The sequence below is a fragment of the Microcoleus sp. FACHB-831 genome (genome assembly GCF_014695585.1).
Classification (GTDB): Bacteria; Cyanobacteriota; Cyanobacteriia; order Cyanobacteriales; family FACHB-T130; genus FACHB-831.
Genome location: NZ_JACJON010000060.1, coordinates 91017 through 106519, shown reverse-complemented (window position 1 = coordinate 106519; position 15503 = coordinate 91017). Strand labels below are relative to the sequence as shown.

6 protein-coding genes and 1 pseudogene are annotated in these 15503 nt (G+C 45.5%); 3 read left to right on the top strand and 4 right to left on the bottom strand.

What is annotated here, in order from left to right; translation table 11 throughout:
• The first annotated feature begins 183 nt into the window (after positions 1-183).
• Both ppsA and H6F77_RS16795 read left to right on the top strand, forming a co-directional pair.
• The gene (gene ppsA / locus H6F77_RS16800; RefSeq protein ID WP_190489696.1) at positions 184-2622 is read left to right on the top strand and encodes a phosphoenolpyruvate synthase; all 2439 of its coding nucleotides are present in this window, start codon (positions 184-186) and stop codon (positions 2620-2622) included.
• Positions 2623-2751: 129 nt separating this feature from the next.
• Positions 2752-7128, top strand: coding sequence for a CHAT domain-containing protein (locus H6F77_RS16795; RefSeq protein ID WP_190489695.1), 4377 nt, complete (start codon positions 2752-2754; stop codon positions 7126-7128).
• On the opposite strand, the gene H6F77_RS16790 is transcribed toward H6F77_RS16795, so the two are convergent.
• Positions 7115-7489, bottom strand: a complete 375-nt coding sequence (locus H6F77_RS16790) for a hypothetical protein (protein WP_190489694.1) — start codon at positions 7487-7489, stop codon at positions 7115-7117. The two genes, H6F77_RS16795 and H6F77_RS16790, sit on opposite strands and share 14 nt — an antisense overlap.
• Positions 7490-7553: 64 nt before the next feature.
• On the opposite strand from H6F77_RS16790, the pseudogene H6F77_RS16785 reads away from it, so the two are divergent.
• Positions 7554-7769 (top strand): annotated as a pseudogene (locus H6F77_RS16785) (putative PEP-binding protein); the annotation flags it as partial.
• A gap of 35 nt (positions 7770-7804) precedes the next feature.
• Here H6F77_RS16785 and H6F77_RS16780 read toward each other — a convergent pair.
• The 3 genes from H6F77_RS16780 to H6F77_RS16770 all read right to left on the bottom strand — a co-directional run bounded on the left by H6F77_RS16780 (position 7805) and on the right by H6F77_RS16770 (position 15242).
• The gene (locus H6F77_RS16780; RefSeq protein WP_190489693.1) at positions 7805-10852 is read right to left on the bottom strand and encodes a DUF11 domain-containing protein; all 3048 of its coding nucleotides are present in this window, start codon (positions 10850-10852) and stop codon (positions 7805-7807) included.
• A 1170-nt stretch (positions 10853-12022) separates the two neighbouring features.
• Positions 12023-15076: a DUF11 domain-containing protein gene (locus H6F77_RS16775; RefSeq protein ID WP_190489692.1), complete on the bottom strand. Its 3054-nt coding sequence runs from the start codon at positions 15074-15076 to the stop codon at positions 12023-12025.
• Positions 15018-15242: a hypothetical protein gene (locus tag H6F77_RS16770; protein WP_190489691.1), complete on the bottom strand. Its 225-nt coding sequence runs from the start codon at positions 15240-15242 to the stop codon at positions 15018-15020. The genes H6F77_RS16775 and H6F77_RS16770 overlap by 59 nt, the downstream gene beginning before the upstream one ends.
• Positions 15243-15503: the final 261 nt, after the last annotated feature.

Below are 15503 nucleotides of genomic sequence, written 5' to 3'. Positions count from 1 at the left end.
TATTTAGCCGTTGATATTAAGCGATCGCTCTTTGCGAAACCGGATTCAATCAATTTATACCGCAAAATGGCCTAGTTTGCAGTGATCCCAAAGAATTTCAAAGATAAATCACAAACGTGCCGTATTTTACCCATTCCTCCGGTTGCGATCGCTACACTGAGGACATAGTAGGAGGAAAAACCTATGGTTGCAGTTATTCACGAACAGTCTTCTCAATCCTCCAAAGAGCAATCCTTGGTACTTTGGTTTGATGAAGTTGGTATTAGTGATATCCCCTTAGTAGGCGGCAAAAATGCCTCATTAGGGGAAATGATTCAGCAGTTAACCAGCAAGGGAGTTAACGTCCCCAACGGTTTCGCTACAACAGCTTATGCATATCGTTATTTCATACATAAAGCAGGATTAGAAGAAAAACTGCGATCGCTCTTTTCCGACCTAGATGTTGAAGATGTCAACAACTTGCGCGAACGCGGTAAAAAAGCCAGATCGTTGCTATTACACACCCCTTTTCCTCAAGAACTTCGCGCTGCAATTATTGAAGCTTACAAACAAATGTGCGAACTGTACGGCTATGAAACAGAAGTAGCAGTCCGTTCAAGCGCAACAGCCGAAGACCTCCCCGATGCAAGCTTTGCAGGTCAGCAAGACACCTACCTCCACATCCAAGGCGTCAAAAGCGTCTTAGGAGCCTGCCACAGATGCTTCGCCTCGCTATTTACCGACCGCGCCATTTCCTATCGCCATCTCAGGAACTTCGACCACTTTGAAGTCGCCCTCTCAGTTGGCATTCAAAAAATGGTGCGATCCGACTTAGCCTCCGCGGGCGTCATGTTCTCAATAGACACCGAAACAGGCTTTAAAAATGCCGCCTTAATCACCGCCGCCTATGGACTAGGAGAAAACGTCGTTCAAGGAGCCGTCAACCCCGACGAATACCTAGTTTTTAAACCTACCCTAAAAGACGGGTATCGCCCAATTCTTGCCAAACGCTTAGGCAGCAAAGAATATAAACTCATCTGCGACATCGGTGGCTGCAAACAAATTAAAAATGAGCGAGTATCCCTCAGCGAACAGCAACAATTTGCCCTCACCGATGACGAGATTTTGCAACTAGCTAACTGGGCTTGCACCATCGAAAACCACTACAGCGATGTACGCGGCACATACACACCGATGGACATCGAATGGGCAAAAGATGGCTTAACTAATCAACTGTTTATCGTCCAAGCTCGCCCGGAAACAGTACAATCTCAAAAAAGTAAAAACGTCCTGCGTAGCTATCAGCTAAAAGACAAGAGTGAAATACTCGTAACAGGTCGCAGCGTCGGAGAAGCTATCGGTCAAGGCAAAGTTAGAGTAATGACCGATGTACAAAAAATCCACTTGTTCCAAGCTGGTGAAGTTTTAGTTACCAACAAAACCGATCCTGACTGGGAACCTATTATGAAAAAGGCCAGCGCCATCATTACCAATCAAGGCGGACGTACCTGCCATGCAGCTATTATTGCGCGGGAAATGGGCATCCCAGCAATCGTAGGAAGCGGCAATGCTACTGATGTTTTGAAAACAGGTCAAGAGGTGACAGTTTCTTGTTCCGAAGGCGAAGAAGGAAGGGTTTATTCAGGACTATTACCCTTTGAAGTAAGAGAAGTAGCTCTCGAAAACTTGCCCCGCACCCGCACCAAAATTATGATGAATGTGGGCAATCCGGAAGAAGCATTTAGTCTTTCAGCACTTCCCTGCGATGGTGTCGGTTTAGCCAGATCAGAATTTATCATCGCCAATCACATTAAAGCGCATCCTTTGGCTCTGATTCACTTCGACCAGTTGCAGGATGAAGAAGTCAAGATGCAGTTGGCAAAGCTAACCGCGCTTTATGAAGACAAAGCTCAATACTTTGTCGATAAGTTAGCCGAAGGCATTGGAAAAATTGCCGCTGCATTTTATCCCAATCCGGTCATCAAGCGGATGAGCGACTTCAAGAGCAAAGAATACGCTAATCTCCCAGGTGGGCCGCAGTTTGAACCTAAAGAAGAAAACCCAATGCTCGCTTGGCGGGGGGCATCTCGTTACTACGATGAACGCTACCGTGAGGCATTTGCTCTCGAATGTTTGGCAATGAAGAAGGTACGGGATGAGATGGGTTTGACCAATGTCGTATTGATGATTCCCTTCTGTCGTACTCCTGATGAGGGACGCAAGGTGTTAGCTGAGATGGCTAAACATGGTCTAGAACGAGGTAAGAATGGGCTACAGGTTTATGTAATGTGTGAGTTGCCCAGCAATGTAATTATGGCGGATGAGTTTAGCGAAGTGTTTGATGGCTTCTCAATTGGGTCAAATGACCTGACTCAGCTAACTCTGGGGTTAGACCGGGATTCAGCTTTGGTTGCCCATCTGTTTGATGAGCGTAATGAGGCTGTAAAACGGATGATTCAAATGGCGATCGCATCCGCTAAGAAAAACAATCGCAAAATCGGTATTTGCGGTCAAGCCCCCAGCGATTATCCTGAGTTTGCCCGTTTCTTGGTTGAGCAAGGTATTGACTCAATTAGCCTTAACCCTGATTCCGTCGTAAAGACACTGCTAATGGTGGCTGAAGCCGAGGGAATTAAAGCCTAATGCAGTAATGGCATAGGGTGGAGATTGCTTCCACCCTAATGGCTTTTTTTATTAAGCTATTAGAGTCAACCCACAAGGTAAGCGCCATAATAAATCCATCTAGTTACAGATGGAAGCTTGCTGGTCAATATGGCAAAAGGATTCGACATCAGAAAACCAAGCCGCAAAGATTATATCAGATTTTTAGAGAAAGTCTTGCAGGTGACTACTGATGCGATTATTGATAGCGATGCCGATCTACAAGTCGTGCAGCGAGTGGTGGATCGCCTTCTAAAAGCTAACATAGACCTATTGAACGAGCGTTTAGATCAGGTGTTGCGTGAGTGGGCAAGAGCTAAACTGTCCCAAGTGTCATCTACACAAGCACTACTCATTGCGTCAGCTATTCGCGTTTTCAGTAGACGGATTGAGGACTTTCCTCAAGGTGAGTGGGCTAGCAAACTAGAAGTTGCCATTGCTGGCTATGAAAGCACTGCTACAGTGCGTATCCGTAGTGTCCTTACCGACAAAGAATGGGCTATAACCGAATGCTATTTGGGCAGTCTTTACTGTAAGCGTATAGGGGGAGAAAAGGCGGAGAATATAGAATCAGCAATCCGCTGTTTTGAAGCTGCCTTAGAGGTAGATACCCGCCAAGCCTATCCCCAAGAATGGGCAGAAACTCAAAATAATCTGGGCAGTCTCTACTGCGATCGCGTTCGGGGGGACAAAGCAGAGAATGTGGAAAAGGCCATCTGCTGTTTTGAAGTTGCCTTAAAGGTAAATACCTGCCAAACCTTTCCCGAAATCTGGGCTACCACACAATACAATCTAGGTCATGCCTACAGTCAGCGTATTCTGGGAAAATGGACAGAAAATTTAGAAATGGCTATTGAGCATTTCTTAGCTGCGTTGCAGGTATTCACCCACAAATATTTTCCGCAAGAATGGGCGAAAATTCAAAACAATTTGGGCGGTGTCTATTCTAAACGTATTCAAGGGAAGAAAACAGAGAATTTGGAATCAGCTATCCGCTGTTTTTCCACTGCCCTAGAAGTACGCACCCGCCAAGCTCTCCCCTTTGACTGGGCTATGATTCAAAACAACCTTGGTTGTGTCTACATTAAGCGCATCCAGGGGGAGAAAAAAGAAAATCTGGAAACAGCAATTCAGTATCTCTCAAATGCCTTGCAGGTACGCATCCGCCAAGCTTTCCCCCAAGAATGGGCAGAAACCCAATATAATTTGGGGCTTGCTTACAGCAATCGCATCCAAGGGAATAAAGCTGAGAATTTGGAAGCAGCGATTAGGTATTACTTATCTGCCTTGGAGGTATACACTCGCCAAAGTTTTCCTGAAAAATGGGCAGATACTCAATACAATCTTGGCGGTGTCTACTTTAAACGAATTCAGGGAGATAAAGCTGAAAATTTGGAAGCAGCTATCCGCTGTTACTTAGATTCTTTGGATCTATATACCTGCCAAAATCTACCTGAAAAATCGGCAACTATTCAGTACTATCTAGGCATTGTCTTTAACGAACGCATTCGGGGTGAACGGGCGGAAAATTTAGAGATGTCTATTAAATATTACTTAAAAGCTTTAGAGGTACTTACCTACGAAGCATTTCCTGAAAAATGGGCAAATACTCAATACAATCTGGGTGCTGTCCACCCTAAACGCATCCAAGAAGGGAGAGCAGAGAATTTTGAAGAGGCAATCCGTTGTTACTTAAATGCTTTGAAGGTATTTACTCGTGAAGGCTTCCCTGAAGAATGGGCTACAGTACAACTCAGTCTTGGTGCTGCCTACGATAACCGCATTCGAGGAAAACGGGCAGAAAACTTGGAAATGGCAATCGGCTGTTATTTAGATGCCTTGAAAGTAAACACTCGCGAAGCCTTCCCCGAAGAATGGGCTATGATTCAACATAATTTGGGCAATACATACGGCGATCGCATTCGGGGAGAACGGGCAGAAAATTTGGAAATGGCAATTCTTTGTCATTTAAATGCCCTAGAAGTACGCACCCGCGAAGCTTTCCCTGAACAATGGGCTAACACTCAAAGGTGTCTGGGCGTTACCTATCGCGATCGCATTCGCGGAGAAAAGTCAGATAATTTGGAAGAGGCAATTCGCTGTTACTCAAATGCCTCGGAAATACATACTCGCGAAGCCTTTCCCGATAAATGGGCAAATATCCAACTCTGTCTGGGTAATGCTTATCATTCACTCGGTCGGGGGGAAAGCGCAGAGAATTTGGAATTAGCAATTCGGTATTACTTAAACGCTTTGGAAGTACACACTCGCGAAGCTTTCCCCGATCAATGGGCAAATATCCAAACCTGTCTGGGGGGTGTTTACCTTAACCGCATTTGGGGGGAAAAAGTAGAGAATTGGGAAGTTGCTATCCGTTGTCACCTAGATGCTTTAGAGGTACATACTCGCGAAGCTTTTCCCGAAAAATGGGCTAACATCCAATACAATCTAGGTAGCGCCTACCTCTACCGCAGGCCAGAGAAAACGGTTGAGAATTTGGCGATGGCTATACACTATTACTTGAATGCTTTAAATATTCACACCCGTGAAGCCTTCCCTCAATACTATGCAGAAACTCAAAAAAACCTTGGTTTTGCCTACCAAGCATCCCTACAGTTTCAAGATGCCTACAGTGCTTTTGCTGCCGCTATTGACACGGTAGAATCCCTACGCGGTGAGATCGTCAAAGGCTCTGGTAGAGAAGATGATAAGCAAAAACTGGCTGAAGAATGGAACGATCTCTATCAAAGCACGGTACAAGTTTGCATAGTGCTGGACTATTTAGACCAAGCAGTTGAATATGCTGAGCGCAGCAAAGCCCGGAACTTAGTCGAACTCTTGGCAAATCGCGATGTCTATCCCAAAGGCAACGTTCCCCCAGAAATTATCACCCAACTCGATCGCTTGCGTCGGGAAATTCCAGCAGTACAGCGACAACTCGAAGATTCTGAAAGAAACAGAAATATTGCATCTTTGCGATCGTCAAACGGAGAAACCTTATCAAGAAACCAATTCCCGATCGGTGAGCAAACTAGATCGGATTCAATTCGTAACGAACTCAACACTTCACAGCAACAGTTAACAGAAGTTTTAGAACAAATCAAAGATTACGATCGTGAATTCAAACTTACCCAAGAAGTTCAACCGATCCAGTTTTCCGATATCCAAGCTCTCTTAGACGATCGCACCACAATTTTAGAGTGGTACATCACCGACCTATTCTTCTACACCTTCATTATCACTCGCCACAATCCAAAGCCGCTCTTTTGGTATTCATTTACAACTACGGACAGAGAAGAACTAGAAAAATGGGCAGAAAATTATCGAAATAGCTACACAAAACAAAAAGATAAATGGCGAAATGAATTGAGCGAACAATTAGCAGAACTATCAAGGATACTGCACATAGATGAGATTATTGAACTTATTCCCCCGCATATCACCCAACTAATTCTAATTCCTCATCGTTGGTTGCATCTGTTTCCTCTCCATGCTTTGCCTGTCGGGGATGCTGTAGTGCGATCGCGCCGACTTCTACCCGAAAACAGCGAACTAGAAGATCGTCTCCCAGATGGATATCGCCTTCTCGATTGCTTCCCCGATGGTGTGCGATACGCCCCCAGTTGTCAACTTCTACAACTGGCCCAAAAACGTCAACTTCCACATTCTCAACAAAACCTATTCGCTATCCAAGATCCTACCGAAGATTTACCCTATACTAATTTAGAAGTTGAGGTAATTCAAAGTAAATTTAAACCCGCCCACGTCTTACCAAAAGCCGCCGCTACTAAAGCCGCCCTTACCCAAGGCGAAGCCCTCAAAACTGCCCACTATGCCCACTTCTCCTGTCACGGCAGTTTTAACTTTGCTCAACCTCTCAAATCAGCCCTAATTCTCGCTAATGCAGTAGAGACAATTCTTCAAGAGAGTACAGTAGAAGCAACTAATGAATTATCCCAAAAACAGCGCGATCGCTCTCTACCTTGGCGAGAAGGTAAAACTGTTGACGGCGATAAATGCCTCACCCTGATAGATATTTTTGAGAAACTAAACCTGCCACAATGTCGCCTCGTCACTCTCTCCGCTTGCGAAACTGGCTTGACTACATTCGACAGTCGCAGCGATGAATATATTGGCTTACCCAGTGGTTTTTTGTTTGCTGGTAGTCCTAGCGTGGTGAGTAGCCTTTGGTCTGTGAGCGATTTATCTACTGCTTTCTTGATAATCAAGTTTTATGACAATTTGCAAACTATGCCCAGCGTTGCAATTGCGCTAAATCAAGCCCAAAAATGGCTGCGAAATCTCACAACTGAGGAGTTTAAAAGACTGTTGAAAGAATTCGAGCCTCAAATTAATGCAATTTTTGCTCAATTGTCAAAAATTGAACGCTTAAAGGCTGATAAATATTTAGAAAAAGCCTGTGAACGCCAACCACACCCATTCGCTAACCCCTTCTACTGGGCTGCTTTTAGCGCTACTGGAGTTTAGCATCGGTACAAAATTTATTTATTCCTTTTCTAAGGATATACATAAAAACTGGAATAACAAGTAGTTCAGGAGAAAAAGGACTTGATGCTAATAAGTATGCTATGGCTACATTAACCGAATCATTCATCATGCCATTTCTAAATTCATCTTTACAGACTACCTCGCGTAGTTGTTCAGCTAACTCGTCTAACCAGTCTGGTTTTCTAACAATTTCGCCTCCGGCATCAATTACTATTACTTCGGCTGCACTCTCTAAGTTGCCATCACACTGCTCAATTACATCAAGAGCAGCCAAGGCATCGGGATAATCTGCCAATTCAGTCCGAAACTTGGCAATTTCTTCTGGAGTAACGAGCGTCATAGGGTTATGCTTGCATTTAGGCTATAAGGGGAAGACTCTGCTAGGCAGTTGTAACTATTATGCCAGAAGCTCTACTGTAAAGCGGATGGTGCAGATGGCGATCGCGTCTGCCAAAAAGAATAATCGCAAAATCGGTATCTGCGGTCAAGCACCAAGCGATTATCCTGAGTTTGCTCAGTTCTTAGTAGAACTCGGAATCGACTCGATGAGCCTAAATCCCGATTCTGTATTGAAGACTCTTTTAATGGTAGCTGAAGCCGAAAAAAACTCTGAAGTATAACTTCTTAGGGTGGGCATCGCCCACCCTAAATCTACTCAGTCGATCTTCACCCGAAAGCGGATAAAACCATAGTTGCTGCCAGCAACATTAGAAACATTACCCAAATTCACGATCGCAGCACCGTTACCATTGTTTTGCTTAGAACAAGAATTACCATTAGGTAACGGAGCCAGGGGCGCGAAAAATGTTGCTTCATCGTTATCCCCAGTATTACTCAGGTTGCGTGCTACCCCGGCGCGATTCACTAAAATTCCGCTATTTTCTCCAAAACTGTTAGAGATAAAAGTTGTCTTTTCGGGAATCAAATCGCAGAACCGGACATCATTAGCGATCGCAGTCCCATCCGATAGGAAATAAATCGTATACTCCACTTGATCATCGCTTCGCAAAGCTATCTCTGGCGCCAGATCTGCAATCCCTACTGGCGAAAATTGCGACCAACCAGGGGCAGTATCGTTATCGTCACCTACAACATCCACAAAGCTACCAAAATTAACCCCACTAATCGGCACGCCACCCCTAGTTACTGATGTAATTCGCTTCACCAAACGCAGGCTAGGAATACCAGGAGGAGGGGCCTCCCCCACAGGCATTACAGTAGGATCGTCATCCCCAGTATTATTCGGGTCGTTCCCCCCGTCGGTTTTGTCATCTCCGACTTGAGGCATATCGTCCTTATTTGCAACAGCATCGGTAACAGAGACATCTAATGTTCCCCCTTCCGATGTTGCACTCGCTTGGTTGCTAATCTGCGTCCCACCTTGCGCCGTCACGACAGCGCGGAACTTGATGACGACATTCCCCCCGCCTGCACCCAACGATCCCAACGACGTGGGGTTGGTAAGGTTCTTGTCTGTTGTGCCGTTGTAGGTAGGGTTCCCCGTCACTGTTGTCCCGATACCAGAAGCAGTAAAGCTATAACTCCCAGGGACGAAATTTAATTGACTCGTGTTGATGCTGTCGGTAGCTAGGAACTTGTTGACGGGGGTAGAGGCGTTATTGGTGTAGGTGATGGTGTATTCAACAGTGTCCCCAGTCGTTACCTTCCCGTTGTTGTCTGCGTCCTCTGCTAGACGGGCTGATTTGAAGCCAGTGGGCGTGACTAAGGCTGGTTTAGCATTAACCGTCACCTCACGAGTTGCGGTGTTGTTTGTAAGGTCTGGGTCGTTAGCATCCTTACCTCGGGTAACTGTTGCCGTGTTTTTCAATTGCCCCCCTGGGAAAGTGGGAGAAATAGTACCTTTTATCGTAATGGTGGCAACTGAGGGAGGAACTGTTTGATCTTTGTAGTCTAAATCTACTGTTGTGTTGAGCGCATTGCCTTCTCCGCTGCTTTGAGCGCAACTACCAGTACCAGATGTAATCGCGCAAGTCCAAGTCACTCCGGTAATTTCAGGAGGTATGTTGTCTTGTACGGTTGCTCCCATCGCCTTAGAGGGGCCGTTGTTGGTAACGGTAAGGGTATAGACGATTTCATTGCCTGCAACAACTTGCTCTGTAGCCGTATTTTTTTCGATCTTGAGATCGGCATTTGCTACCAGAATGCCACCAGCGATCGCGGATTCTAGCGAAGGTACATAGATCCAAGTGTCAATACCCCTGCGATCGCCAAAACCATTGGTGAACGCATGAACTCCCTTACTACCATCCAATCCATATAGCGCATTTAGCGGATTAGGTTGAGTTCCACCCGTTAACCCAGTGTCGTTGTAGTAAACAATCGAAGGAAGCGGCTGTCCTGTGTTTGGATCTAATTGCTGAATAATTAGACCGTTGGGATTATTGTTTTCAGGATCGTAAAACGGAAAATGAACTTCTCCAGTACCAGTTAAAGTTACTGTCGCCCCATAACTAAGCGTGCCAGCAGGTGTGGGCTTTCCATCCCCATCCAAACCATCCCAAAACACTGTATTTCCGCCTGCCCCAGACTGGGCTGAACCGAATAATATTCGGTCGTTGGCATTACCATAAATGCCATCTCGATTAATATCAAGGGCAATTCTATAACCTGAACTGGCACTGGCATTAAAAGTAAAATTGCCCCCCAATGGCGGTGCAGTCCCAGTTTGGTTTGGCGTACCCTCAATGCCCGTAAATTGAAAATTAGTAACTGTCGGCGGGGGGGTTGGCGGTCTGCGGAGCCAAGTTGTACCCCCTGCTATGGGTACATCAAACATTGGCAAGTCATTGTTAGGGCGGTTAAAGAAAATCTTGTGCGTGACATCCGTTGGCGTGTCGGGAGAACTGGGATCTTGTATGGTAACGCCAGCAGGCACGTCGCCAGGGTTATCGCCAATGAGTTGAACGGAGCGATAAAGCGGGTTCCCGCTTGCGTCTTTGAATCCTTTGTTGTTGGCAAAAAAGAGAAACCCGAAGGGGTCTAGGTTGTTGAAGTCTATTTGGTAGAGATAACCATCTCTAGTTTGAATGAAAGGTTCGGAACTAATCTGTAGGCCATTGTCTCCCAAATTAAAGAAAAAATAGTTTGTGTAAGCTCTCCCAGGAATAGCTCTATTAGAACTATTTTTAACCGTGACATCCCAAGCTGTGACAAAACCAAGATCGTCCGGTTGAGTCCAGTTGGCATTGGCGAGTACTGGAGTTGGGTCTTTAGTACTGTCAGGATCTGGGCTGACAAAGTTTATTTCCCAAACTCCTTCTTGCCCAGCACTTACTGGGACAACGCAAGGGCTGAACGTGCCATTAACTTCTTCGGTACGGTTGTTAATTTTGCCAGCTCTCTCGCAAGTGCCGTTTGTTCCATCTGGGCGGCGATAGTTGATGATGCCGACCTTGCCATTCTTACCTACACCAACGGCACTGGAGCCAAGATTGATCGTCTCTCCTGGCTTGGCGTATACCTTGATAATGGTTTTACGCGGTATCTTCGCATATAAGTCGTTTCGATACCCTAAATAAGGGCGATAGCCGCCGCTCGCAGTCAGTTCCCGACTGCCTTCAGCAAGAGCCGCTTTTGAATTGCAGCCAAGAGTAGAGATTAATAAGGCAAGGTAGCCAATCCGCCAACTCCAGCGTGTCATCAAAGCATTGGTTTTTGCAAAATTGGGGCAAGATTTGAACATGAAGATACACCTTTTTATCTAAGGCGTGGAAACATCAGATATTTCAAGATTATGGATGCGGGTATTTTAAAGCCAATCCCAACATATAAAAACTATGCAGCGATCGCATCCTTAATCGCATAGATGGATGGAGTAACTATCGAATACTCGCAGGTATCCCGTATCCCTGCGAGTATTCTTGTTGGTTAATTCAAAAAAATGTCAGTATCATTGATGTTTTTTCGATGATGAAAGTCCTATTTTTGGCCTAGACAACGAGTTTATGATGGTTGGTAAAACTTAGTTCCTTAGCCCCCAGCTCAAACAACCCAGTTTCTTTTCAATTTACTTTTTTATAAACATCCTCTAATATTCCGCTTCCGGAGAATTATTAAAAATTCAGACTCCGGGACAATATTAATATTGTGAGGATGTTGATTAACTCTTGCGGCACGGGCATTCTAAATCTGGGGAGAATGCAATTTGTACAAATAGATGCTCCCAGTTAGAAACTGTGCCTAAACAGAGATAAACCTCGCAGGCGGGTTTATTCAACAATGCACCTTAAGGGGAAGCCAGGGTTTCTATAGGTGCGAGTTCTAGGAAGCCATTTATACAAACGTAGGATGCTCCAAATCCTGGCGGCTTCTATGCGGACATTGCGCGAAGCAATTTTGAGTGCCAACTTCAGTTTCATACGCATCCTGGGAAAAAGTGGGACGTGTTCTGCTGAAATCTAACCTAAGATACATTACAACCCACAGCAGGTTTTAATAGATGCTTTTCCCCTGAAACTCATGCAGGCGGTCGTGCGCCACCTACTAAATAAACTGTACAAGAATTAAGTTAATTTTCTACGCAATCCGTAAAAATATCAAGTTTTTCAGTTTATATTTTATTACCACAAAAAAAATCAAGTGTCTAATAACTCAAGAATGATAAATATATGAAACCTTACGGGTTTAAAAGCTACAACGCGATCGCAGGCGGAACAAAGAAAAACTGATAATCTCCTCCATGCTCTGCCAAAAGCACTTACGCCGGGAATGGCCTAATTAATTCCCGATTGTTGTACCAAACTTAATTGATTACCCCTCTATCGGCATGGGGGTAAAGCATTGGCAACAAGGGGAAGCAGAGTTACCCTCCGGGTTATTAAGGAATTTAAACCCCCACTTCCCATTCCCTTTTTTAGTTAACTTTGACGCGAAAGCGTATAAAACCGTAGTTACTGCCAGCCATATTAGAAACATTACCCAGATTGACAAACACAGCACCATTAGCATTGTTTTGGGTAGAGCAAGCATTACCATTGGGTAGTGGAGTTAGAGGCGAGAAAAATGTCGCCCCATCCGTATCGGCAGCATTAGTTAGCAAGCTAGCCGCGCTAGCTCGATTAAGTGAAATGCCGCTATTTGCTCCAAAACTTTGATTAACAAAAGTTGTACTAGCTGGAATCAAATCGCAGAAGCGGACATCATTAGCGATCGCAGTCCCATCCGACAGAAAATAAACCGTATACTCCACTTCATCGCCGCTTTGCAAAGGCGTCTCTGACCCCAAAGTTACAATTCCTGCTGGCAACAATTGCGAAAAGCCCCCAGCAGTGTCGTTCTCATCAGTAGGGTCATCCACAAAACCGCCAAAATTAATACCGCTTAGCGCTACACCACCCCTAGTTATAGATGTAATTCGCTTCACCAAACGCAGACTCGGATTACCAGGTACAGCTACAGTAACTACAGTTGGCTCATCATCCCCAGTAATAGTAGGGGCATTCCCTTGCTCGATATTGTCATCTGTGACTTGTGGCAAATCTTCAGTACTTTGGAACGCATCCGTAACAACAGTAGAGGCAAGATTTGATGTTCCACCCCTTGAAGTAGCAACCGCTTGGTTGCTAATACTAATCCCAGCTTGTGCAGTTACAATGGCACGGTATTTAATGACAACATTTCCACCGCCTGCACCCAACGTTCCACCCTGCGGGTCGTTGTTAAAATTCGGGTCTGTTGTGCCATTGTAGTTAGGGTTAGGGGTGACAACTGTCCCCGAACCTGCGGCAGTAAGGCTATAACTACCAGCGACGAAACTCAACTTAGTAGGATCGATATTATCCGTAGCCCGGAACTCGATGACGGGGGTAGAGGTGTTATTGACGTAGTTGATGCTAAATTCAACAGTGTCCCCAGTCGTTACCGTCCCGCTACCATCTGCATCCGTCGCGAGACGAACTGATTTGATCCCAATGGGAGAGACTGGGTTGGGTTGAACAGTAGTGTTATCGGTTGCGGTGTTGTTGTTAGGGTTGTCGTCGTTCGCATCCTTACTTCTGCTAACCGTTGCTGTATTAGGTAACGAACCAGATGAAAGAGATGGAGAAATAGTACCTCTGACTGTAAAAGTAGCAACAGACCCAGCGTTTAAATTAACTGTTGTGTTGATAGCATTCCCTTGACCGCTGGTTTGTCCGCAACTACCAGTACCAGTAATCGCGCAAGTCCAAGTTACACCAGTAATTTGAGGCGGAACGGTATCTTGTACTGTTGCTCCTACTGCATTAGAGGGGCCGTTGTTGGTAACGGTAATGGTGTAAGTGATAATACCGCCAGCAACAACTGGTTCGGGAGCGTGAGTTTTTTGGATCTGGAGGTCAGCCCGCGCTACTACGATACCGCCGACGATCGAGCTTTCTGGCGAGGGTACATAGCTCCAAGTGTCAATACCCTTGCGATCGCCAAAACCATTGGTGAACGCATGAACTCCGCTCTTACCATCCAACCCAAATAATGCGTTAACCGGGTTGGGTGGCGTTCCACCCGTTAAACCAGTGTCGTTATAGTAAACAATCGAAGGCAGCGGCTGTCCTGTTGAAGTAAATTGCTGGATTACCAGGCCATTGGGGTTATCGTTTTCAGGATCTAAAAACGGAAAATGAACTTCCCCAGTACCAGTTAAAGTAATCTTCGCTCCATAAGCCACCGTACCAGGAGGTACGGGGTTGCCATTTGCATCCAACCCATCCCAAAATACAGTATTGACTGCGCCTGCTCCTACTGTTGGGCCGAAAAATACCCGGTCGTTGGCATTACCAAAAACGCCATCTTGGTTAATATCAATATCGATCCTATAACCACCAGTGCCACTGGCTTGAAAAGTAAAATTTCCCCCCAAGGGTGGTGCAGTCCCGGTTTGATTGAGCGTACCTTCAAGGCCTGCAAATGTGAAATTAGAAACAGTCGGTGGCGGGGTTGGTGGTTTCCGCAACCAGGTTGTACCGCGTCCTGCTATGGGTACGTCAACCAGCGGTAGATCGCCGCTAGGCAGGTTAAAGAAAAGCTTGTGAGTGACATCGGTTGGCGTGTCTAAAGCACCCGGATCTTGTACGGTGATGCCGGGAGGAAAAACGCCAGGGTTATCGCCCACCAGTTGAATCGAACGGTAAATCGGATTGCCGCTTGTGTCTTTGAATCCTTTGTTGTTGGCAAAAAAGATAAACCCAAAGGGGTCGAGACGGTTGAAGTCTATCTGATAGAGATAACCATCTCTAGTCAGGATGTAAACTAGCGAACTAAGAGCTAAACCATTGCTTCCCAGATTTAGAGCAAAATAGTTGGCATAGGCTCTCCCAGGAATAGGAGTACCAGAACTATTTTTTACGGTTACATCCCAAGCAGTGACAAAACCAACGTTATCTGGTTGGATCAATTCGGCATTGGCAAGTGCAGGAGGCGGGTTAGTAGCATTGTCAGGATTAGGACTGACAAAGTTTATTTCCCAAATTCCGCCTTGACTAGGCCCGACTTTAACACTGCAAGGAGTGTAGCCTCCGATGTTAGGAAGAGGGCCAGCTACCTCTTGGGCGCGGGTGTTAATTTTGCCAGTGGTAAGGCAACTGCCGCTTGTCCCGTTTGGGTCGCGATAGGTGATGACACCTTGACCTAGACCTACAGCACTTGAGCCAAGATCTATCGTCTCGCCTGGTTGGACGTATACCCTGATAACTGTTCGACGCAGTATGCCTGAAGATAAGTCGTTTCGATAGTTTAAATAGGGGCGATTGCCGCCGCTGGAAGTTAGTTCGCGGCTGCCTTCAGCAAGAGCCGCTTCATTTTTGTAGCCAACAACGGTAGAGATTAATAAGGCAAGGCAGCCAATCTGCTTAGAGAGGCGATAAATCGAGTTTTTACGCCTTCTCGTTGCGGCGGCGATCGCGATGGGAAATTTTCGGCAGACCTTGAACATGAAAATGCAGCTTTATTTCTAAGTCGCGGGCACTAACAGGCAAGTTTGGATTCTGGATATGTGGATTTTCAAGCCAATCCAACATCTGAAATCTAAAATCGACGTAAATAGGGGGATTGCTAGGTACAAAATGATGGTTAACGGCATACTCTATGCGCGATCGCATCACTTTAAGTCACGCATGCATCTTCCTATATACGACCAACTCGATTTCTCACATCTTTACAAGATGCTTTTCGAGGCGCTTGGCGATCGCATCTCAACCATGCGGTCTAGCAAGCCGATATTGTGTAAGACAACCTTGGGTTAAACTTCAGTTTCATAGGCATCCTGATAAAAAAATGAAGTTTCTCTGCCCCAGCTAATTTTAAAATACTACTCCAAATCACAGCAGATTCTATTAGATGCTTTTCCCTGAAGTTGATGC